At 67.6% G+C, this 20,251-nt stretch carries 14 protein-coding genes; 8 read left to right on the forward strand and 6 right to left on the reverse strand.

Annotation, left to right across the window (positions count from 1 at the left end):
- The first annotated feature begins 40 nt into the window (after positions 1-40).
- Positions 41-181, forward strand: coding sequence for a hypothetical protein (locus ADK64_RS47470; protein WP_234384673.1), 141 nt, complete (start codon positions 41-43; stop codon positions 179-181).
- A 193-nt stretch (positions 182-374) separates the two neighbouring features.
- On the opposite strand, the gene ADK64_RS22390 is transcribed toward ADK64_RS47470, so the two are convergent.
- The 6 genes from ADK64_RS22390 to ADK64_RS22415 form a co-directional block, all read right to left on the reverse strand.
- On the reverse strand, positions 375-5,897 hold the full coding sequence (locus tag ADK64_RS22390; RefSeq protein WP_053661629.1) for an Eco57I restriction-modification methylase domain-containing protein: 5,523 nt from the start codon (positions 5,895-5,897) through the stop codon (positions 375-377).
- Positions 5,898-5,949: 52 nt separating this feature from the next.
- Entirely contained in the window at positions 5,950-9,030 is a 3,081-nt protein-coding gene (locus ADK64_RS22395) for a DEAD/DEAH box helicase (RefSeq protein WP_053661630.1), read from the reverse strand.
- Positions 9,031-9,214: 184 nt separating this feature from the next.
- Positions 9,215-10,558, reverse strand: a complete 1,344-nt coding sequence (locus ADK64_RS22400) for a serine/threonine-protein kinase (protein ID WP_053661631.1) — start codon at positions 10,556-10,558, stop codon at positions 9,215-9,217.
- Between the two features lie 190 nt (positions 10,559-10,748).
- The gene (locus tag ADK64_RS22405) at positions 10,749-11,021 is read right to left on the reverse strand and encodes a hypothetical protein (protein WP_234384674.1); all 273 of its coding nucleotides are present in this window, start codon (positions 11,019-11,021) and stop codon (positions 10,749-10,751) included.
- Between the two features lie 200 nt (positions 11,022-11,221).
- Positions 11,222-11,638, reverse strand: a complete 417-nt coding sequence (locus tag ADK64_RS22410) for a hypothetical protein (RefSeq protein ID WP_053661632.1) — start codon at positions 11,636-11,638, stop codon at positions 11,222-11,224.
- A gap of 622 nt (positions 11,639-12,260) precedes the next feature.
- A complete protein-coding gene (locus ADK64_RS22415; RefSeq protein ID WP_053661665.1) occupies positions 12,261-12,938 on the reverse strand; it encodes an HAD family hydrolase in 678 nt (225 codons plus the stop codon).
- 114 nt (positions 12,939-13,052) lie between these two features.
- On the opposite strand from ADK64_RS22415, the gene ADK64_RS22420 reads away from it, so the two are divergent.
- The 7 genes from ADK64_RS22420 (at position 13,053) to ADK64_RS22450 (ending at position 19,934) form a co-directional block, all read left to right on the forward strand.
- On the forward strand, positions 13,053-14,264 hold the full coding sequence (locus ADK64_RS22420; protein ID WP_053661633.1) for a helix-turn-helix domain-containing protein: 1,212 nt from the start codon (positions 13,053-13,055) through the stop codon (positions 14,262-14,264).
- A 95-nt stretch (positions 14,265-14,359) separates the two neighbouring features.
- A complete protein-coding gene (locus ADK64_RS22425; protein ID WP_159046317.1) occupies positions 14,360-14,737 on the forward strand; it encodes a hypothetical protein in 378 nt (125 codons plus the stop codon).
- 110 nt (positions 14,738-14,847) lie between these two features.
- Complete coding sequence (locus ADK64_RS22430; protein ID WP_159046318.1) at positions 14,848-15,690, forward strand: DUF6415 family natural product biosynthesis protein; 843 nt, start codon at positions 14,848-14,850, stop codon at positions 15,688-15,690.
- Positions 15,691-15,800: 110 nt separating this feature from the next.
- Entirely contained in the window at positions 15,801-16,262 is a 462-nt protein-coding gene (locus ADK64_RS22435; protein WP_199829688.1) for an ATP-binding protein, read from the forward strand.
- A 395-nt stretch (positions 16,263-16,657) separates the two neighbouring features.
- Positions 16,658-17,878 carry a hypothetical protein gene (locus ADK64_RS22440; protein WP_234384675.1) on the forward strand — a complete coding sequence of 407 codons (1,221 nt, stop codon included), beginning with the start codon at positions 16,658-16,660 and terminating at the stop codon, positions 17,876-17,878.
- A complete protein-coding gene (locus ADK64_RS22445; RefSeq protein WP_053661636.1) occupies positions 17,875-18,801 on the forward strand; it encodes a lactate/malate family dehydrogenase in 927 nt (308 codons plus the stop codon). Before ADK64_RS22440 ends, ADK64_RS22445 begins: the two co-directional genes overlap by 4 nt.
- A complete protein-coding gene (locus tag ADK64_RS22450; RefSeq protein ID WP_078992782.1) occupies positions 18,798-19,934 on the forward strand; it encodes a hypothetical protein in 1,137 nt (378 codons plus the stop codon). Before ADK64_RS22445 ends, ADK64_RS22450 begins: the two co-directional genes overlap by 4 nt.
- Positions 19,935-20,251: the final 317 nt, after the last annotated feature.

Raw genomic sequence — 20,251 nt, forward strand, 5'->3', positions numbered from 1 at the left:
CGGGGTCGGATTCGGACGGGAGGGGCTGGTGAGAGGGGGCGTGAGGCCCAGAACGTACGTCTCGACCATGCCGCGCGGATTCGGACTCATAGAGATCCACGAGAGCGCCACAGCCAAGGGAGAGCGCGGGTTCTACCTCGCCCGCGTGATCAGAGCCGACAACTACCCCATCGAGTTCTGATCCCGGACCGTGACCTTCGCGCTGGTCCGGTGCAGTAGCGAGTTCAGGCTGCTCTGTGGGCTCGGGGGCGATCAAGGAGCCTTGCTGAGCGGGCCGACGGCAATTATCCGTTCCGCAGCTCGGCCGTCCGTCCCGCCCCTGAGGGGAGGCGGGGCGGACGGTGCCCGCAACCGCGCGGGTTTCGGCGCCCGGCCTACTGCTGTGCGGATCCCGGAGGCTCCGTGTCCCCGGGCTCCCAGCCGACGGCCCGCATCCGCCGTGTGAACTCTGCGTGCGCGACCCGCATCTCCTTCACCCTATCTGCCCGGTAGAGCGGCCCCTCGTATCCGTCCGGGAGGTTGGCTTCGAGCGGGAAGTCCGCATGCGAACTGAGCTGCTGCCAGGCGTCCTTCGGTTGACCGTACCCGTGCACCTGATGGCTTTTAGCGATGCGCCTCCCCGACGCATCGAACCACATACGTTCCTCTTGCTTCTGCATGGCGGAGAACCGGGCCCGGTACATCGCCACTAGTTGATCGGCGCTGATGCCCAGCCATACGGACACGAGGGCATCGATTTCAACCAACGCAGCGCGACGAGAAAGTTCGGATCGCAGCGGGCTATTGAAGTGCCATGCTGGGCTGACACCGTCTGTAAGGGGGGCGACGCCGGGCCAAAGGGTCGCCCATGAGTCCTGGCTCCAAGCGTGTGTATAGAGCTCAGCCCACAGGTGTCCGTATGCCGCTGTCTGGCAGTTCAGCCGGATGGTACGCAACGTGAGCGCTTCGGCGAGCGGGTGTCCCGCGGTAGGCGCTGGCATGGCCTCAGCTTCGCCCACACGTAGGTCTCCACGCTCTGTGATGCGAAGAAAATACTCCAGGGGTAGGGATGACCAGAAGCCTGCCACTTGCACGGTTGTGAGGTTGTCTCGGGCGATCAGGCTATGTACTTGATCGACGTGAGATGGTCCGGGAGGTACCAAGGCTGGCGTAAGCGATCTGGCATAGTCGGAAGGAGTCCTACGCCGCCATACCATGCGATAGAAGGACGTCCATGGCCGAGTGGCCCAATCGTGAAGCACCCCATCAACGTCCGCTGCCGTGGATGCATTTTCTTCAGCAGCGAAGGCGGCTGCGACCGATGCTGCCAGTTCGTCGGTGCGCAATGAGTGGAGAAGCTTGTAATCGAGCCACTCGCGCTTGCGGAGTCCGTGGCTGTATTTCTTTCGGTTACTGGTTGGTCGGTAGTGGGTGCGCGGCACAGCGTTGGGTGCGAGGTCCGAGTGTGCCCACGGTTCCATGTCGGCAGCTACCCGCGCATCTGGGATTGGTTGCGCGGTAAACGGCGTAGCAAGGCTGAAGAATCGAGGCTGAAGGATTACATCGTGCCAGGATGTCGCAGAGCCAGAGCCCCACGTGAAGTAGCCAGCCGTCCGGTCGTTCTTCTCGTGGAAGCCAGGGCTAATACGTGGGCGCAGCGAAGCTAGCCGGTGGGGCCACTTGGCGAGAGCGTAAATAGCGGACTCTTCGGAACGTGTGACAGGGAATAGGGCCTTTGCCTGTTCCGTAGGGGATCCGCTATCGCCTGCCAGGGCGTGCCATGCTGACAATTCTTGTTGAGTGACAACAGAGATGCGAGAAAGGTGCGGGCGTACATCCCACGAGTCCTGGTCCACTCGGACAATGCCAGGTGCATCTCCAGAGCCGTCGTGTTGTACAGACTGCGCGAGCGTCGCTGGGTGAAACAACCAGCTAACGTGCTCGAAGTGGACCGGACTCTGGCGTCCGTAGACGTTGATGCTGAAGTGTGTGCTGTGGTGGACGGGAGGCGCAAAGAGCCGGAGCTCATTAGCGAAGTCGGCGTGCAACCTCAGGTGGTGGTAGGCCGTGCGTCGGAGCATCCCTTCCTTGGCGCCGGTGAGGTGCGTGGCAGGATGAATCAGCCCCGCCACTCCCCGAGCACCAATTGCCCGCCACGACAGCAGCATGAATGCCCGATACAAGTCAGGCTGTGTCCCCACTAGCTCGCAATAGGTGTCCACCGAGGCCAAGTACCCCGACATCGCTGCCGAGTCCGCCAGCTCACCCATGAACGCTGATCGTGCCACGGCCCCACCCAGCACCGCCGCCTTGCGCTCCGCCCACGCCTCATTGCTCGGCTTCTCCGCCAGCTCGAACCACGGCTCGAACTCCGCGAGAACCCCGCTCTCCTTCCACTCCTGCTTGACCCACGGCGGATTCCCTACCATCAGGTCGAACCCACCCCCCGCAAACACATGCGCGAAGTTCAGCTCCCAGTGGAAGAATCCCCGCTCCTTCGCGATCCGGACCGCCGTCCCGTGCCACGGGAAAAGATGACCCAGGTTCGCGAAGTCCACCCAGCCCGAGATCTCAGTCATCTTCTCGTCGAGGGCCTCTTCGAACTTATCCAGTCCCTTAAGGCCATTGACCTTCGGGATCTCGAACAGCGAGCCAGTGTCCTTCCCCGGCTCCACATCCACCCGACCGACGACCGACTCCGCGAACTCGATCCACTCGTCTAGGTTCCGCAGCGCCACCTTACGGTCGAGGCTGCCCTTGCTGAGCTTCTTGAGGTCCTGCGGGCCGTCGAAGTAGTCCGGTGCCGTGCCGTCGAGGAGCGAGACCTCCTCCAGCGGCCAGAACCACAGCGCGCACCACGCGTCCATGACCTGCTTGAGCCGCCAGTACGGGCTGCCCTCCACCTGGAGGGCCTGACGGACGGCCTCCCGGTCCATAACCGGGGCAGACCGCTCCCCACGACTCTCCGCACCCCACACCGGGATGTCACGAGAGATCTCCTGTTCCGATAGCTTAAGCCGTAGCTTGACCAGGTCCCACAGGTACTCCACCCGCTCGGCGAGGGCCCGCAGGCGCCCTGCCTGCCCGTAGGAACCGTCGTCCGAACTGGCGTCTACGCCGGGTCGCGCCTGGGTCGCGCGCTTGGCGGGAGCCAGCGCCGGGGCCTCGGCTGGCGGCTCCGCCGAGAAGTCGAACCCCGACTGCTCCCAGATCTCCAGGCCCAGGTCGAGCGCACCCTGCCCGGTGCGTGCCTCCCTCTTCAGCGCAGTGGCCTGGGGCGTCGGGGCCTTCTCCGACGGAGACGACTTCTTCTCGCCCCTCGGTGCCCGGCGGATGCCCGAACGCCACTTCTTCATCGCCTCGATGAGCTGAGGGTCGAGCCAGTCGGCCACCGCCCCGGCCACCACGCTCTGTCCAGTGCTCTTCCGCACCGACACCGAGTCGAAGACCGAGCCCCAGCCCAGGGCTGGCAACAGGAACTGGTGCACCGGCCGGTGGACGCCGGTGCCCGTCAGCTTCTCGGTCAAGGGGACAGCCTTGGGCGCCTGCTGGTCGGAGGTCTTCAGCCAGCCGCCCTTATCCAGTGACTGACCCGGGTATACCTTCCGCGCCGCCCCGATCAGTGAGTTACCGCGGTGCAGATGCAGGCCGTACCAGGGGGCCCGCATGCCGGGGTACATGGTGTTGAGCCACAGCGAGATCTCCGCCAGCTCCACCGCCGTCTTGTTGAGGTCGACGCCGTACGCGTTGTGCAGGGCGATGTACGCCTTGGCCTTCTGCAGTTCGCGCGGGTACTCCTCCGGGTCGATCTGTTCGCCCCGCTCGTGCTGCGCCAGCTTCAGGTACAGCTCGGCCAGCTGGTTGACCGCCTCGTTCAGGAACGCGCCGGAGCCGAGCGCAGGCTCGCACACCCGCCAGCGCAGCACCTCCGCCGCTGTGACGTCCGACTTCTCCGGTTCGCGCGGGTCCACGCGGCCCTCGTCGTCCAGCCGGAACCGGAGCGTCTGCTCGACCGTCGCCTGGGTCAGGGATTCCGGCGTGTAGTAGGAGGCGCTCGTCTGCCGGTCCCGACCGGCCAGCCGGTACACGTACGAGCCGACCGGGTGGACCACCGAATCCGGTTCGCCAGTCTCCGGGTTGACGCTGTCCTCCTTGACGAACACGCTGTCGCCCGGCGCGTCCGAGTACAGCCCACTCCGCACCTGGTCGGTCGTGATCAGCCAGGACCCGCCCTCCGGGTTGCCGCCCTTGGCGACCTCGTACATCGGCTCGGTGGCGATGAAACCGGTGTACGACATCAGGCCCTCGTACACCGCGCCCAGGTGGTTGATGCTGAGGTTGGCGTAGCTGATGAACCCGCCTCGGCCCTTCCCCCGGCCCTCGACCAGCGTCAGGTGGCGAAGGACCTGGTGCAGCACCTTGTTGCGCAGCCGCAGGTCCAGGGGGCTCGCCGGGGCCGGCGAGCCGTCGGGGCGGGTCGGTTCCGGGTAGTCGATCCGCTTTCCGACGAGCCTTATCGACTCGGGGTCGAAGAGCCGGGAGCGCAGCGCCTCGATGCGTACGCTCTCGTGGCCGTCGTCCTCGGTCAGCTCGGGCGCCTCCTCGACTGGCGCGCTGCGGTCGGTGACCGTGTTCGCCACCGGGTGGCCGGTGAACACCTTCTTGAAGAGCAGGGCCAGCGACTCGTGGAAGTGGAACCGGTCCCGGGACGCGCTGCCGAGCTTGTCCTGGACGACGAGCTCGCGCAGCCGGGCCACGCTGTACCCGGTCGCGTACTCCTCGCTCTTCACCGGCAGGATGTCGAGTTCCGGCCGGGCCTCCGCGTACAGCAGGAACAGGATCCGGTACAGGTAGCGCAGCGACTCCTCGGTCAGGAGGCGCGGCAGGTCGCCGGGCTCCTTCAGGGTGTCGGGCAGCCATTCCGGCAGGTCCTCGGGGTGGACTCCGGACTCCTCGCGGGCTCGGCGCAGCACCTCGTTGGCGATGAGCTGGACGGACTTCTGGAGCCCGACCCGGAGTTCGGCGGTCACGCCCACCGAGTGGTCCCGGGACTCGGCGACGAGCTTGGCGATCTCGTCGTCCGAGCCGTCCTCGCCGGGCCGTAGGGATGAGGCCGCGAAGATCGCCGCGATCAGGTCGATCTCGTTGGCTTTAGTCCCCTTCGCTGCCTTGCGAGGCAGGGCGGTGTCCAGGTTCACCGCCAGATAGCGGCCACGGGAGAATGCCTGCCGGTCGGCGAGGATCACCATGCCGCCGAAGAGGAGCAGTGCGTAGCGCGGGGCGTTCTCCGCGTTCAGCACCCATGAGGCCAGCTCGCGGACGGTCGTCAGCGTCTTCGAGGCCGAGAGACGGACCGGGGCGGGAAGGAGGTTCGCGTGCCCGTCGCCCCGGGTGGCGTCCAGGTCCTCCGCGAAACCACCGGTCAGGACGAGGACACCGGCCTCCGAGTGGGCCACGGGCACGGCCACTGGGCCGGTCGGGGTGTGGGCGGTGAAGTGCCCCGGCCTCGGGGTGAAGCCCAGGGCCTTCAGTAGGCGTTCGTGCCACCCGGCCAGCGCGGCTCGCCACTCGCCCTCGGGTGTGGTGTCGGCTTCGGCTTCCGACGGCGCTGGCTGGAAGGCGGGCGGTTCCGTGTCCGGGCCCGCGGCCTTCAGCGCGATGGCGGCCGCCTCCTGCGCAGCGACGGCCGGCGCGTACGGCAGCGCGTTGTACTTCTCGGCTTCCGGGCCGAGTACCGCCCGTACGTCCATGTAGGGGCGGGTCAGGTCGCGCAAATTCTGCCGGGGCGTGGCCCGGCCCTGGCGCTCAAGGGCCGACCACGCCTTGAGGGGGCCGCTCGTGAGCTGCTTCGGCAGGATGTCGTCCAGATAGAAGGACGGGAAGTATTCGCGTTCGTTGATCAGGGAGTCGAACGTCACGCCTGCTGCTCCTGCTCACTGTTCATGGGGGTGCGGTCGAGGGGGCGGGGACTCATGCGCCGGGCTCCAGTACGGCCAGGACCCGGACCATCGGGTCGCCTGAGGTCCGCAGCTGGGCGGCGGCCTCGGCCAGGCGGTCCGCCGCTTCGTCGCGGGTGGAACGGGTGAACCCCGGGAGCAGCTCCTGCCGCCAGTCGCCGACTTGCTTCTCGTACGCGCGCAGCGGGGCGTCGACCTCCCTGTCGGCGATTTCCCGCAGACCGTCAAGCGTCCGCCGGGTCTCGGCCACGGCCTTGGGGACCAGCAGCTGAAGGTCCTCCAGGGGGCCCGGGGCGTAGTGGTCGGGCATGTCTGGTCCGATGCCCAGTTCGACGAGAAGCTCCGGGGTGAGTTCCCGTACCCGGGGCTCCGGCTCGTTGAGGCGGTCGATCGCGAGCCATGCGACGAGGGTCGGCCGCCCCTCGGCGTTGGACCACACGCCCTGGGTGAGGACCACCGGCACGGGTGCGACCCGGGGATCGACCTGGAGGACCTGGGCCTGCTGGCGACCGAGCTGGACGAGTACCTTGTCGCTGATCCACTCGACCACCGGGTGGAGTTCGCCGACGTAGTGGGCGTCCGGCCATAGCGAGGACGAATCGGAGTCCTCGCGGGCCCTCTTGAGTGAATCAGCCGCGTCCTCGCGGCTGAAGGTCAGCTTCATCCGGCGGGCGATGTTCTGATCGCGCAGATAGCCGGGTGGCAGCACGTCGAGCCGGTCGGCCAGGTCTTCGGGAGTGTCGAAGCTGAGGTCAGTGCCGGTGAAGACGGTGTTGAGGTGGAACGACTCCAGCTTGGCCAGTTCGTCCAGACCCGTGCGTACGTACAAGAGGCGATTCCGCTCTGGGGCGGGGTCGAACAGGCGCAGCTCGTCCACGGTCGGGATATCGGAATCTTCCGTGGTCGAGGTGGGACCGTCCTGCACAGGGTTGGGTTCTTCCAGAGCATCGGACCCGTAGTCGTCCAGGTCCACGTCTAGGTCGAAATCGAAGTCGGCGTCGGAGCCGGAGACGTCGGCCTTTGCTTCCACCGGGGCCAGGCCGGTACCGAACTCGCTCATCGTCTGGCGGGCCACGGGGAAGTCGGCGGACAGACCGCCGCTTTCGGCGAGCGCGTCCACATCGACGGCCTGGAGGTCGGCGACCGCGTCCTCGGGAGGAGCGTCGCGGAGCAGCGCCTCCATCACCCGGCGTTCCTCCTTGCCCCAATCGTCCTCCTTCGTAGCAGCCTCCACCGCACCCAGCACCTCGTGGACCCGCGCCTCGCGAGCGAGGACTTTCTCCGCGACCGTCCGGTCGTCCAGGGCGCCCTCGACCTCGCTCCGCAGGATCAGCGCTCGGAACTCGGGGTTCTCGGTCTGCCCGTAGCGGTCGATACGGCCGTTGCGCTGCTCGACCCGGATCAGGCTCCACGGCAGATCCCAGTGAACGAGGTGGTGGCACTGCCGGTGAAGGTTGACGCCTTCGGAGGCGCCGTCGCCGGTGAGCAGCAGTCGCACGTCGCTGCCGGCCCGCGCGAACTCGTCTACGTAGTCCATTTGCACCGTATCGGAGACCTCGCTGTGCATCACTTTGACGGCGGCTTCACCGTCCTTGGGCTTCTTCCAGCCCAACAGCGCAGGCAGTACCGACCCAAGCCAGTTAAGGGTCTCGCGGCGTTCAGAGAACACGACCGCGCGGGTTGAGCTACCCGGTCCGACCTTGATCTGGCGGAGATAGGAGACGAGAGCGGCGAGCTTGGCCGTGGTCACGGCTCCAGCCGCCGATGCCTGATCGATCTCGCGGGCGAGTTCCGTGAGCCGGAGCAATGAGGTGACCTCCGGCATTGCCGAGTGCGCCTCCGCGATGGTCAGCGGCGGATCGGTGACGTTCTTGTGCCCTTCCGGAAGGGCGTGGCCGAGGCTGGCCAGTTTCTTGCGGGCTGTCACGAACAGCGCGCGGTGAGAGGACAGGAAGGACTTCAGCAGCACGTAAGGGAAGAGGCGATCGGCCTCGTGCGGGTCAGGATTCCTCAGCCAATTCTCGGTCAGCTCGGCGAAGACGCGCTCCTCCAGCTCGCCCGCCACACAGGGGATCGGCTTCGACTCGCCGCGAGGCGCCCACGAGCCTTCCAGCGCCTTGGCCACTTCCGTGCTCACCTTGGTACGGCGCAACATGAGGTGGTGTAGCTCGGATGCCTTGGGGTTCTGCTCGTGCTTGACGGCCATCGGGTCCAGGAGCCGGACCAGGCCGGTGAAGTCCCGCATCACACCGTTGTGCGGGGTGGCGCTCGCGAGGATCAGTGCGTCGGTCTGCTTCGCGAGCAGCTCGGCCAGGATGCGGCGGTCGCTGCCACGGTTGATCAGGTTGTGGGACTCGTCGATCACGACGGCGTCCCAATCGACGCCCTGGAGCCAGGCACCGTAGCGCTTGGCGTTTTTCAGGGTGTCCATCGAGATGATGACGCGCTTGTAGTACGTGAACGGGTTCCGGCCGACCGGGATCTTCCGCTCGATCCTGGAGATTCCCATACTGTCCAGACGGACGAGGGGCAGCGAGAAGCGGGTCCACATCTCGTGCTGGAACTGCTCGAGCACCGGCGCCGGCGTGACCACGAGAATGCGCTCGCCGCGGCCCCGACGGATCAGCTCACCGAGCAGGATCCCGATCTCCAGGGTCTTGCCGAGGCCGACGACATCACCGATCAGCAGGCGCGGCCGCAGCGGGTTGGCGAGGGCCTTTTCGGCGGGCCGCAGCTGGTAGTCCATGCGATCGAGCAGAAAGCCCTCGGTGAGCGCGAGACGGCGCTCGATCTGGGGAAGCGGGGTTTTGCGCAGCACCGCCTCCAGGAAGAGCCGGCTGAGTCGGTACCCGTCGGACGTGTCGTGGACGAGCCGGGTGTTCTCGGGGCGGAGAACGCGGGGCATGCCGTCGAGCGAGGTGAGGAAGCGCGCCCGGTGCCCGCGGACCAGCTCGGATGCGCCGGTCGCCTCGATCAGGAATTCGCCGGGGCGGACCTCGTCGCTGTTGGTGACCAGCCACTCCTCGTCCCGTACCTCGATCACCGTGCCCGCCGGGGGCGGGCCCGAGAGGAGGTCGGACGCTGCGTTGGGCATGGCGGGCGGTTCCTTTCGACAGGACGGTGGGACGCACGCCCGGCCCGGGCGCACTAGGTTCTGTTTCTACCGGTGAAGGGGACAGCGCGGGCCCCTGTCGAAGCCTAAACGGACAAAGGTCCTCGCGATCCGGGATCTGCAAGCTGCTGTCGCCGGCCCGAGTCAAGACCCATGCCGCGACAGCTCAGAGGCGCCCGCTGTGGGCGTATGCCTTCCGCAGCCGTTCGGCAGCCCGCAGGGCTACGGGCGGAGTCACGGCGGCTTCGGGCGTCGCGGGGGGCTCCGGCGGCGCGAGGCGGTAGCTGGTCACGGTGGGCTGCGCGGGGACCGGTGCGGCGGGCCCCGGAACGTGGTGCGCACCGGGGTCCACCACGGTTGGGACATACCCGGCGGGGTTGGGCGCGGGCTCGGCCGCCACGTCCAGGGGTTCCAGGTTCTGCGCTTCGGCCTCCAGGAACTCGTCGAACAGGTCGGGTGCCCACGGACTGTCCGGAGCGGCCCCCTGGTCGACGGCCTGCTGCGCCGCTTGCTGGACCTCAGGGTCCGCCAGGTCGGAAAGAGCGTTCGCGGGGAGCTCGGGGATCAGTCCGGATTCCGTCACGAGGACTCGCAGCTGGTCCGCGGCGGCTTCTTCCGTCAGCCCGTGACCGGCGAGCAACTGGCGTAGGTCGCTCTCGATCTCGTCGAGCGACGGCCGCTGTGCCGCCACCTGCACCAGAATCCGGCCCAGCAGCGGCAGGTACGGCGCGTACATGCCGTCCCACTTTGGTGCGGTGAGCAAGGGGGCAAAGGGGTACGGCGGCCGCTTGGCGGCCGCGAAGAACAGCACCGCCCCCAGCGAGTAGATGTCTGCCGGCTCCTCGACGTGCTTGGCGTCGGTCGCCTGCTCCAGCGACATGTAGGACGGGGTACCGAAGCCGACACCCGTCTTGGTGAGAGCCGCGTCGCTGTCCCGCTCGGTGAGGACGGCGAGACCGAAGTCGAGTACGACGGGGCCGTCGGGCCCGAGAGCGATGTTGCCCGGCTTGAGATCCCGGTGCAGCAGTTTGGCGGCGTGGATGGCTCGCAGAGCGTCCACCAAGGCGAGGCCGAGCGCACCGTACGGGCCCACGGGCAGGGGACCGCAGGCGTGGACGAGCTTGTGGAGGGTCGGCCCGTGGACATAATCCATGGCCAACCAGGGCTGCTCGGCCTCGGCATCGGCGCCGAGCAGCCCCGGGACCCGCGCACTGGCTACCGTACGCATCGTCTCAATCTCTTGTGCGAACCGCGCCCGGGCTTCCGCTTCGGAGTGCTCGGAACTGTCTCGCAGCTTCGACGGCTTGATCACCTTGACTGCCGCCAGGGTCGGATGAGCCGACTCCCTGAACTCGGTCAGGTGGTATCCCGTCTCCAGCTCGGGACCGAGGTTCTGCAGCGGGAGCCTGCGCCCGAGATACGTACGGCCCATCCCGCCCTGTCCGAGCACGGCGAGCAGTTCGAACGGGCCCAGTACCACCGGGTCCTTCTCATCGTTCAGCTCGTACATGGCTCGTGCCCCCCACCCGTGTCGAACGCTGGACCTCGGTTTCGTCGGCAGTGCGTGCGGCTCTGGAGGAGTCGGGACGCTCGGGAGGGCCGCGTCCGGCCGACGGCGCACACAGCTTGTCGGCCAGTCTACGGCGGGAGATCCGCTTCGCTGCCGGGACCGGAGCAGGTCAGGGAGCCGAGCGGCCAGATCAGATCGCGTACTGGCCGAGAACCGACCTGCGGGGCCGGAGGATCGGCTGAAGCTCCTGGCGCAGCAGATCGGCGTCCGGTTCCGGCAGCCTCAACGACGCGCGGCGCATACGGGCACTCCAGCTCTCAAGCTTCGGGAAAACCTGAAGATGAGGGACGAGGTCGGCGAGGACCACCCCCTCGTGGCGCGGGGCGAGTCCGTGCACCTTGAGGGTGCATCCGGAAGGGAAGTCCCGGTCGCCGAAGGGCACGGGGTCCGGAAGCGCTGACACCTCGGAGGTGACGGTTGCCAGGCCCATGATCCGCCCGCGGTCGCGCTGGGGTTCCGGTATCAGCCTCTGGTTGTATAGAGGAGGATCTCGTCACTTCTCCGGGAGTCCGGTGGTGCGCCCGGCGGGGAAGGCCATCCTCTCGTTCTCCAGCACCCAGGCCAGGGGCTCCCGGTCGCCGATGATGATCAGATGCGTCGCCATCAGGCCCCGCCTCGCAGTTGTTCACGGAGGTCCTGAAGATGGACCTCGGGGTATTCCTTGAGGACGTACTTGCCGTAGCCGTTGATGTCGACTCCGGTCTGCGCCTTGAGCGCGGGCGAAGGCTTGGAGAACTCGCGGCCGTCTTCGATCTTGAGCCAGCCGTCCGCTGTCACCATGGCCTCGTGTGTCAGGCCGCGGCGCGGCTGGACGTGGATCAGCTTGTCCCCGGCCTTCAGCAGACCTGCCCTGATGAAAGGCATCAAGTCACCGGGCCGACGCTCCGCCGTGGCTGTCGGCAGTCGGCCGGAGCCTCCGAGGAGCAGGCGCCGCAGTACGTCGTTAGGTGTGTCCACCAACGGCTCGCACTGGCTCTGCAGGAACGCGAACACCTCGTCGTCTATCTCGATAGAGCGCATGAGCGCGAACGATCTCCAATCATCACTGGACACCTTAAGTCTCTAAAGTTTGCCAGATTACAAGTTTTCCTGCAAGGGTTGGCAGCCGGGGTCGTGAGCCATGCTGACGCGGTGTCCGGTCGATCGCTCAGAGCCTTGAGGTCCCCGTAGGCGAGGAGTCCGGCCGAGTCGAGGCTGCGGCGTGGTGATAGGAGGGGCGCCGGGGCGGCGAGGCGTGATGCCTCTCGATCGAGGCGTCTGGACTGGAGGCTCTCGTACCCTTGGAGGCGGTTCAGACCTCGATGACAGTGGCGGGTCCGCCGCACGGTGCGTTGAGATGGAGCTGCGACACCGCCAGCGGGTCCGCGCCGCGGACCGCATCCGCGTAGCCTGCACCACCTGCCCCCTGCATAACGCCGCGCAAAATCAGAGTCGGCTGGAGATCGTCCAGATCACATTAGGCCTGCTGGCCTGGATGGCGATGCTCGCCCTCGCCTGTGGCTCTCGGCTGAGGGGACCCCTGCGCCTGCTGCTGTGGCGGCGGACTCGCTGGACAGTCACAGCGCTGCGAGGGGCTGTGCGAGGCTGTCGGCTCCAGAGAGACTGGTCCGGTTGGCGCTTCGTGTGCCCGTGCGACCCGCACCTATGGGTTGCTGTCGGTGACCAGCTTCAACAAGCCCATAATGTCTGTTAGGTCGGGGATCACGACGTGGGCACCTGTCGCGCGCAGTTCCTCGGCGGAGCTCCGTCCCGTGGCGACGGCGATGATGCGGACGCCGGTGGCGAGACCGCCCTCGACGTCGGCGGGGGTGTCGCCGATAAGAACCGCGTCTGGGGCCGCAACGGATGCGCGGGTGAGCGCCATTTTCACGAGTCCTGGCCGAAGATCGGCGTCCTCGCCGTAGGCGCCGCCGTCCCAGTGGATGTGGGTGTCCAGGCCAAAGACGTTGAGCTTGATCTCGGCGACCGCGCGTACGTTTCCGGTGACGACGGTCTGTCGGAGTCCGGCGGCGGCGAGCGCGTCGAGGGCGGCTGCGGCGCCGGGCAGTGCGTGACCTTGCTCGCGTAGTTCGCCAGCGTGCCGGATGTGCTGGGCCGTGAGTGCCGCCGCGAACCGCTCGAAGTCGGCTCGGTCGGTGGTGAGGCCGTGGAGCTTGGCGGTCTCCCGGAAGATGACGGCTTCGGTGATCCCGTCGATCTTGGCTTGTTGGCGCATCGCTTGACCGGTCACTTCCTCGAAGGCCGCGGCGGACAGCCTGCGTCCGACGCCGCGCGTGTCGATGAGTGTGTGGTCGATGTCCCACAAGACAAGCTGTGGCATGCGACGAGCCCTTTCGAACTGGACGTCCAAGCAGTTGCGCTGAGTCCCCAATCGTTGCGGAAAGTGTCCGCGACGCGGAAGACAGCCCTACCCTGACGAAATACGGGAGGCCCGATGGTCGATTCACCGAAGCTGCCCATCGGGCGGCAGGTCAGGCACTACAGGCGCAAGAACGGTAACCGCTCGCAGGCCGCCATCGCAGGCCTGTGCGGGATCACCGAGCGATACCTGTCCCTGATCGAAACCGGGAAGAAGACACCGTCGCCCGATGTGTTGGCCCGACTCGCGCGTGAGCTAGGCGTGCCGATGTCGGCGCTGCTCTCGGATGAGCCTCACCCCGAGTCCGGCGTCTCACTGAGCACCGTGCCCGACATTGCTCGTGCCTTGATGGGGTACACGGGAGTCCGGGCCGGCGCCGCCGTGACTCCGGCGGAACTCCGGGACCGCGTTGAAGAAGCCTGGAGGACCTGGCAGACCAGCGAGGAGCGATTCAGCGAAGTCGAGCAGGTGCTCCCGCAGTTGATCGCTGACGTAGAGTGCGCCGTCCGCGCATATCGCACAGGAGAGGAATCCAGGGCCCGCCGCGAAGTGCTGCGTACTTCGGCGGACTTGTACGGCCTGCTGCGGTCGTATTGCCGGCGCACGGGACGCCTCGACCTTGCGCTCATGGTTGCGGACCGCGCTCGCCGCGCCGCGGAGGACGCGGACGACCCGATCCGCCTGGCCGCGGCACACTGGAATTTCGGGCACTGCCTGCTCTCCCAGGAGGGCGGTGCCGATGAAGCGGGGGAGATCGCCGAGGCGGCTGTCCAGCAACTCCAGGATGTTCCGGACAGTGATGAGAAGGCGGCCATGCAGGGCGCCCTGGAACTCGTATGTGTGGTGGCTGATGCTCAGAGCAGGCGGTGGTGGCATGCCCGCCAGCGGCTGGAGGAGCAGGCGGCTCCCTTGGCACAGCGAGCGGGTGAGGCCAACATCCAGTGGACGGTGTTCGGGCCTACGAACATTCATCTGCACGCGCTGAGCATCGAGATGCTGGCAGGGGAGGGCGCTGAAGGACTTCGCCTGGCCGACGAGGTAGACATCTCCCGCCTGCCGAGCAGGGAACGGCAGTTCACGTTCACCCTGGAAGTGGCGCGCTGTTATGACCTGCGGCGCGATGACGCCGCGGTCCTCGTCCACCTTCTGGACTTGGAGAAGCTGAGTCCGCAGGACATGGTGCGCAGCAAGTTGGCCACCGACATGGTGTTGGGCCTGCTCGATCGTGTTCGTCCCACGTACCGCCGCCAGACCCTGGGGCTGGCGGAGCGCCTCGGGGTTGTCTGACCCGAACCGGGAGTTCCCCCGAACTCACGGTTCGGGTAACCGCGTTCTCCAGGTCCTACCGTCTCGGCAACAGTGGCGACGAGATGGGGCGCACCGTGACGACAGAGCGTTCGTGCATCCTTCCTTGCCTGCCTGACCTGGCGCGGGAGGGATGGGAGGCGATCCGGGTCGACCGTTACTACGGTCTGCAGGCTCTGGCTCGGATGCACACTCCCGGAGCTGTGGCGATCGACCCGTCCACCATGCCGAGCGTGTGCTTCTTCGTTCAGGCCGGTTCGGCAGCGAAATGGCCGCAGGCACCAGCGATCAGCGTGATGACGTACTTCGAGCTGCCACCGGCTGCGCGGCAGACGCCGCCGGGAACGTACTGGCTTGTGCCGCCACGGGGCGGCACCCTCCGGCTGACCGACGAAGGCGCCCTGTTCATCGCACTCACCGAGGTCATCCCCGATTGGGCAGAGGCAGCATCGTGACCAGAAGCGCGTCAATGAAGGTCAGAGAGGTCGTGTCGGCGTCAGCCGGTGAGGCCCGGGAGGACTTGGGCCGGAATCGTGTTCCCTCGAAGGGCGAGGGGTTACTCGACGTGGAGAACTGGCTGTTGCCGGCGGCCGTGTCGGACGCCGACCGGGTTCGCACCGAGTGGGAAACGCAAGGGGCAGCCGTACTGCGATGCGGCACTCGGTTCTGCGCGATCTGCGTTCCGTTGGACGTGGCTGAGGCTGCCGCGGGTTGCACCACTCCGGACGAGGTGGACGCCTACCTGGCGGGGGCACTGCTCCGGGCGCCGGTCATCCGGTCCCAACTCGGGCAGTGGCTGTTCGTCCTGTGCGAGCCGGACACGGTCAAGGACTGGAAGGTACCGGGCACGGAGTGCCTGGGGGACGGACACCTGTTGGGAGTGCCTCGGCCGGACATGGTCGGGCTCCCAGGCCGTACCACCTCGTGCTGGGCAGTGCCGATGCGCGAGCTGGGGGCTCTGGGGAGCGGAAAGGCGGTGTCGCAACTCGTCTCCTATGGCCGCTACCGGATGTCGGACACGGTCCCGAACCCGCAGCACTCTTTGAGCGGGCCCCCGCGCCTCGATCTGGACCGCGTCCGCCAGGTACGGGACGAAATCCTGCACCTGACACGCGACCTGCCGGAACAGGTGCCACGGCGAGCACAATTGGAACCGGCGATCACAGAGCTGGAGACGTACCTGGAGGACCTGGCCCGCTGGATCGAGCCGGTCATCGCGGAGGCGAACCCCGCTGATCGGCAGACAGTGCGGTGGCTTCTCGGCCGGGTGCGACAGCTCCTGTCTTCCGAACCGCCGTCCACTGATCGGGAGGCCGCCACACAGGCCGAAGATCTGGCGCTGTCCTGCCGTGCGCTCCAGGGGGTTTATGAGCGTCACAGCTGCCAATGGCGAGGTGTGATCCGGTGACTGACACGTTGCCGCGGCGCAAGTCTGACTGTGCCCCGCGTTGGCGAGCAATGGTGGCTGAGGACGGGGCGACAGTGATGTCAGCTTGCTTCCCGCGGGTGGGCGCGTCAGTGCCCATCGCACGGCGGCTGGTCCGTGAGGCCGTGGTGGACTGGGACTTGCCAGACGTGGCGGACGCGGCCGAGCTGGTCGTTTCGGAGCTGGCCTCCAACGCCGTCCGGCATGCGCGCCATTGGGGGTTCAGGCTGACGATTCGGCGTCTTGCTCACGGGGGCGTAAGGGTTGCCGTGACCGACAAGAGCCGGGTGCTGCCGGTGATCGGTATCTCGTGCGCTGAGAACGTCACCGGCCGGGGCTTGGCGCTCGTCGACGCCGTTTCGCAGGAGTGGGGGATCGTCCGCCTTCCCTGGGGCAAACGTGTCTGGGCCGACGTCGCGACGTCCGACGTTCTCGCCGACTTCGGCCCCGCCCCCGAGATGCGCGTGTTCGCCACCCCGACAGCGCAGATCATCTACGTGCTCATCGTGGTGGCGCTCGCAGCCTGGCTCGGCGTACTGATCGCCGGCGGGTAGCGGCGGTGAGTCGGACCGGTTCAGAAGTGCAGGCTGCACGCTTCAACCACCTGAGCGCCGGCTGCCTCGCCGAAACCGAGGCCGGGGTCGGCGGCACTTTCTGGCGAGTCACCTCGACAGCGTCTTGTCTCGGTGGTCTCTATCAATGACGCCGGACTGGATTCCGGCCCGCACTGATGGCTGGACCGGACAGGAAGCCTGGGGGTGTAGCCGGCACACCACCGTCCCGCCCCTGACCGGGGACCATGTACGCGCTCCATGACCCGCGTCCCGTCCGCGCACTGCCCGGGACGACCCACCGACCCCTCCCTCCTCGTTACCCCGTTGGGGAGGGAGGCCCGCTCTCCGACTGGAGTGCGGCCCCGCACGGATAGACGCAGCCATAGGAGGCGTCCGTGACCATCAACACCGTTGCCTGCCCGTCCCTTCGCCTCGCGCCGCCCCGCGTCGCGGACGTCTTCGTGCACGAGGCCGCGCGGATCCATCGAGCCGCCGCCGAGATATGGCCCGGCGAGCCCGTATGTCTGCAGAGGCACATCCCCAGCGTCACCGGCTACGTGCACCGCGCCCGCGTCGGCGAGCGCACGTTGTACGCGAAGACATCGCTGCTCGGCGTTTCCCTGGTGTCGCTGCTGCGTGGGGTGTACGGCCCCTGGCACGAAGTGCAGCGAGCTCAGCGTGCGTACGAGGAGCAGCCGAACGGGCTGCTCCAGCGCGAGGCCGCGCAGTTGCGGCTGCTGACCGAGCTGGGCGGCCCGAGGGTCTGTCCGCTGGTCGGGCTGAGCAGCGGCGTGATCTTCACCGAACCAGCGCCTGGCCTGACGTTGGGCGAGCTGCTTTTGGAACGGCCAGGTGACACCCGGGTTCTGCTCGACCGTACCTTCGCCGAGCTGCGACCGCTGCACCGCCCAGGTGCCGTCCGCCGGCTGCCGACCGCCAGCGTGATCGAGGAGCGAAGCATCCCGGGCACGTTCCTCCGCAAGTTCAACGGCTTGTCCGGGACGCTCTACGCCGACCGGCTCGATTCGGAGCGATGCGAGGCTGAGCAGCGACAGGAGGTCCTACGACTGGTCCATCGTTCCGTGAGTCGTCTACGACGACTACGTATGCGCCTGCCCTCGGCGGACGGCACGTCCCTCGCCTACGGGGACCTCAAGCCTGATCACGTGGTATTCCCGTATGGCGCCGATGGGCGGCCCATGTTCCTGGATCCGGGGCTGCTGCGGGCGAGCCGCATGGTAGACATCGCGAAGCTGATCAGCCGTACGGTGCTGACCCTCGCTGCCCGCCGACCGGGAGCGCCGACTGCGCATCAAGTGCTGTACGGCCTGGATGACTTCGTGAAGTCGCAGGTCTCGATGCTGTCCGGCAGGGACCGGCGCCTCTGGCTGCAGAACCTGATGACGCTGTGGCCGATGGACACCGTGAACATCATGACCACGTATCTGTCCGCGCCCTCGGCGCTGCCTCTGCCCCGTGTCGGTGCGGCGCTGATCGGCCGGGCTGTGCCGGTCTTCTCGATGGTGGAGTCGATAAGTGCCGACCTGGAGAGCGGCACGGCAGTGTGCGGCACATGGGAAGGCGCCCTGGACGCTGCCCTGGCGGTGGCCTCATGAAGCGACCGGGCCTGCGCATCGGCGTGGTTGGCGCCGGGGCGGTCGGTCAAGCCGTCGGCGCGACGTTGATCCTCGCTGGGCTGTGTGACCAGCTGCTCATCTCTTCCCGTGTGGTCGAGCAAGCCGCGGCGCTGGCGGCAGACCTGGACGACATGCGCTCGGCGATCGGTTCGCCGGTCGTCCCGTACGCCATCGAGGTGCCCCGGCTGTGGGACTGCGACGCCGTCGTGATCGCCGTACGGGCTCAGTTCACGAACCCGCGCAGCAGCGACATCCGTATGGGCGGCCTGCACGCCAATGCGCGTGTGATCACCGGGCTGGCCCGCGAGCTGAGCCACTACACCGGCACGGTGCTGATGGTCACCAACCCGGTGGATCTCATGACGAGGTTGTTCGCCGAGCAGTCAGGATGCCCGCGAGTGTTCGGGATCGGCTCCAGCCTCGACACCGCCCGCTACCGGCACACCCTTGCCCGGCTCATGGACGTGCCCGTGGACGCGGTTCAGGGGCACGTCATCGGCGAGCACGGGGACAACGCCGTGGTGTGCGTCTCCTCCACCACCGTCCACGGCAGGCCGGTCACCGTCCCGGTCGAGCAGATACGGGAGGAACTCGCGCGGCGGCCGGGCCGGATCAACGCCGGCATCGGCCGCACCCGGTCCGGGCCTGCCGGGGCCGTGGTGTCCGCACTGCGCCTGGCCCTCGGCCTTACCGACGGGCTGGTCGAACTGTCCACCTTGCACGGGGGCGGCTACCTCGGTGTCCCGCTCCGGTTCTCCGTCGGCCTGCCGCGGCCGTGCATGCCGTCATTGGACGAGGACGAGCAGCGGCAGCTGCACCTCGCCCGCAACAAACTTCGCACCGCCTACCAGGCCGTGTGCGACGCCCTGTCCAACTGCTCTCCATCAGTGAGGAATCCGTGACCAGCTACGCCACCCGACTGCAAGCCGCCGAAGCGGCCGTGACCGTCCTGTCCGCCGACAAAGCTGTCACCGACTGGTCCACCCGGTACTTCGGACCGTGGTGGAACGCGGTCGACGCGAAGCCCGAGAGCGTCTGCGAGGGGCCGCTCGTGGTCGCCGAGGTCGACGAAGACGCCTACGGCGAGGCGTCCCTGGCGGTCACCCAGGCTCCGCACACGAGCACTACCTACGCCAAGGCCCAGACTCTGGTAGCCCGGGACGCCGCGGCCGGCGCCGTCAGGGCCGTCTCCCCGGGGGAACTGCTGGCCTACCGGTCCGAGCCCGCCTCGGGGACGCTGACGATCTATGGCTGCGACACCGAGACGGTGGCAACGGCCACGGCTCGCCTGGCCCGGGAGATGGTGCGCGGCGTACTGCTGCGGGCCGGCTGGTGCGTGCTGCACGCTTCGGCAGTCGTCCAGGGCGGCCGCGTGGCCCTGACATTCGGCAGGAAGGGTGCGGGCAAGACCACCACCGCGCTGGCACTGGCCGCACGGCACGGGTGGGGGCTGCTGGCCAACGACCGCGTGTTCGTCCGCCCCGACGACCGCGACGGAGTGGACGTTCTGCCATGGCCGTCGGCCGCCGCCATCGGCCTCGGGCTGCTCGACGCCCTCAACTGGTTCGACATGGTGCGGGAGAGGCTGCAGGCCGGCGAGGCCCTGCACCCCACACAGGACCCGCGCGTGAGCCGAGCACTCCTCGCGGGTGCCCGGACGCCATTGTGGGACGGCGGGAAAGAGCTGAAGGCCCAGGTCTTCCCCGACCAGTTCGGCAGCTGGTTCAACATTCCGCTGGCCGCCGGGGGAGAGGCTGCCGCCCTTCTCTTCCCGCACATCCTCGCCGGGGCTGCTCCCGCCGCGAAGGGAGAGGCCCGAGGCCTGGACGACAGCGACTTCATGAGCGGGGCGACCGAAGACCGCTACCCGGACGTCTTCGACCTGGTCCGTGTCGACGGAGGCGGCAGCGAGGAATCTCGGCACGAGGTCGCGCACAGACTGGCGGCGCTGCCGCACCACGCCATGGTCCTCGGGCATGACGTCGCTGCCAATGCAGACCTCCTCGCCAAGCTCGTCGACCTGCCATCGCTCTGAACCGACCCAGCCCCACCTCTGTCGCCCCGGCCATGCCTCGGCCGGGGCGATTCCGGTTCTGCTTTCCGGGAATGAGTCAGGACCGCTCAGAGGCTCCAGCACCCCCGCTTGGGCCGTCGTCGAAGTACTCGAAAGACCTGGTGAGAGGGGTATTCCGCTCTTCGGAGGACCACGGTGTGGTGGTCGCGACACAGTCGCGATCACCGGGAGGTTCTGCCGTGGCGCCGATTCTATTCACCGCTGTGCTGCTGCTGCCGTTTGCGACGGCAGCAGGCCCGTTCGCGCTGCGGGAAGCGCGTGACTGCGCCCGCCCGGGC

Source organism: Streptomyces sp. MMG1121, assembly GCF_001280015.1.
Classification (GTDB): Bacteria; Actinomycetota; Actinomycetes; order Streptomycetales; family Streptomycetaceae; genus Streptomyces.

Coding starts and splice junctions, on each gene's coding strand:
- ADK64_RS22445 (WP_053661636.1), top strand. CDS start 17,875: ATGAAGCGACCGGGCCTGCGCATCGGCGTGGTTGGCGCCGGGGCGGTC.
- ADK64_RS22415 (WP_053661665.1), bottom strand. CDS start 12,938: ATGCCACAGCTTGTCTTGTGGGACATCGACCACACACTCATCGACACG.
- ADK64_RS22410 (WP_053661632.1), bottom strand. CDS start 11,638: ATGCGCTCTATCGAGATAGACGACGAGGTGTTCGCGTTCCTGCAGAGC.
- ADK64_RS22400 (WP_053661631.1), bottom strand. CDS start 10,558: ATGTACGAGCTGAACGATGAGAAGGACCCGGTGGTACTGGGCCCGTTC.
- ADK64_RS22420 (WP_053661633.1), top strand. CDS start 13,053: ATGGTCGATTCACCGAAGCTGCCCATCGGGCGGCAGGTCAGGCACTAC.
- ADK64_RS22395 (WP_053661630.1), bottom strand. CDS start 9,030: ATGCCCAACGCAGCGTCCGACCTCCTCTCGGGCCCGCCCCCGGCGGGC.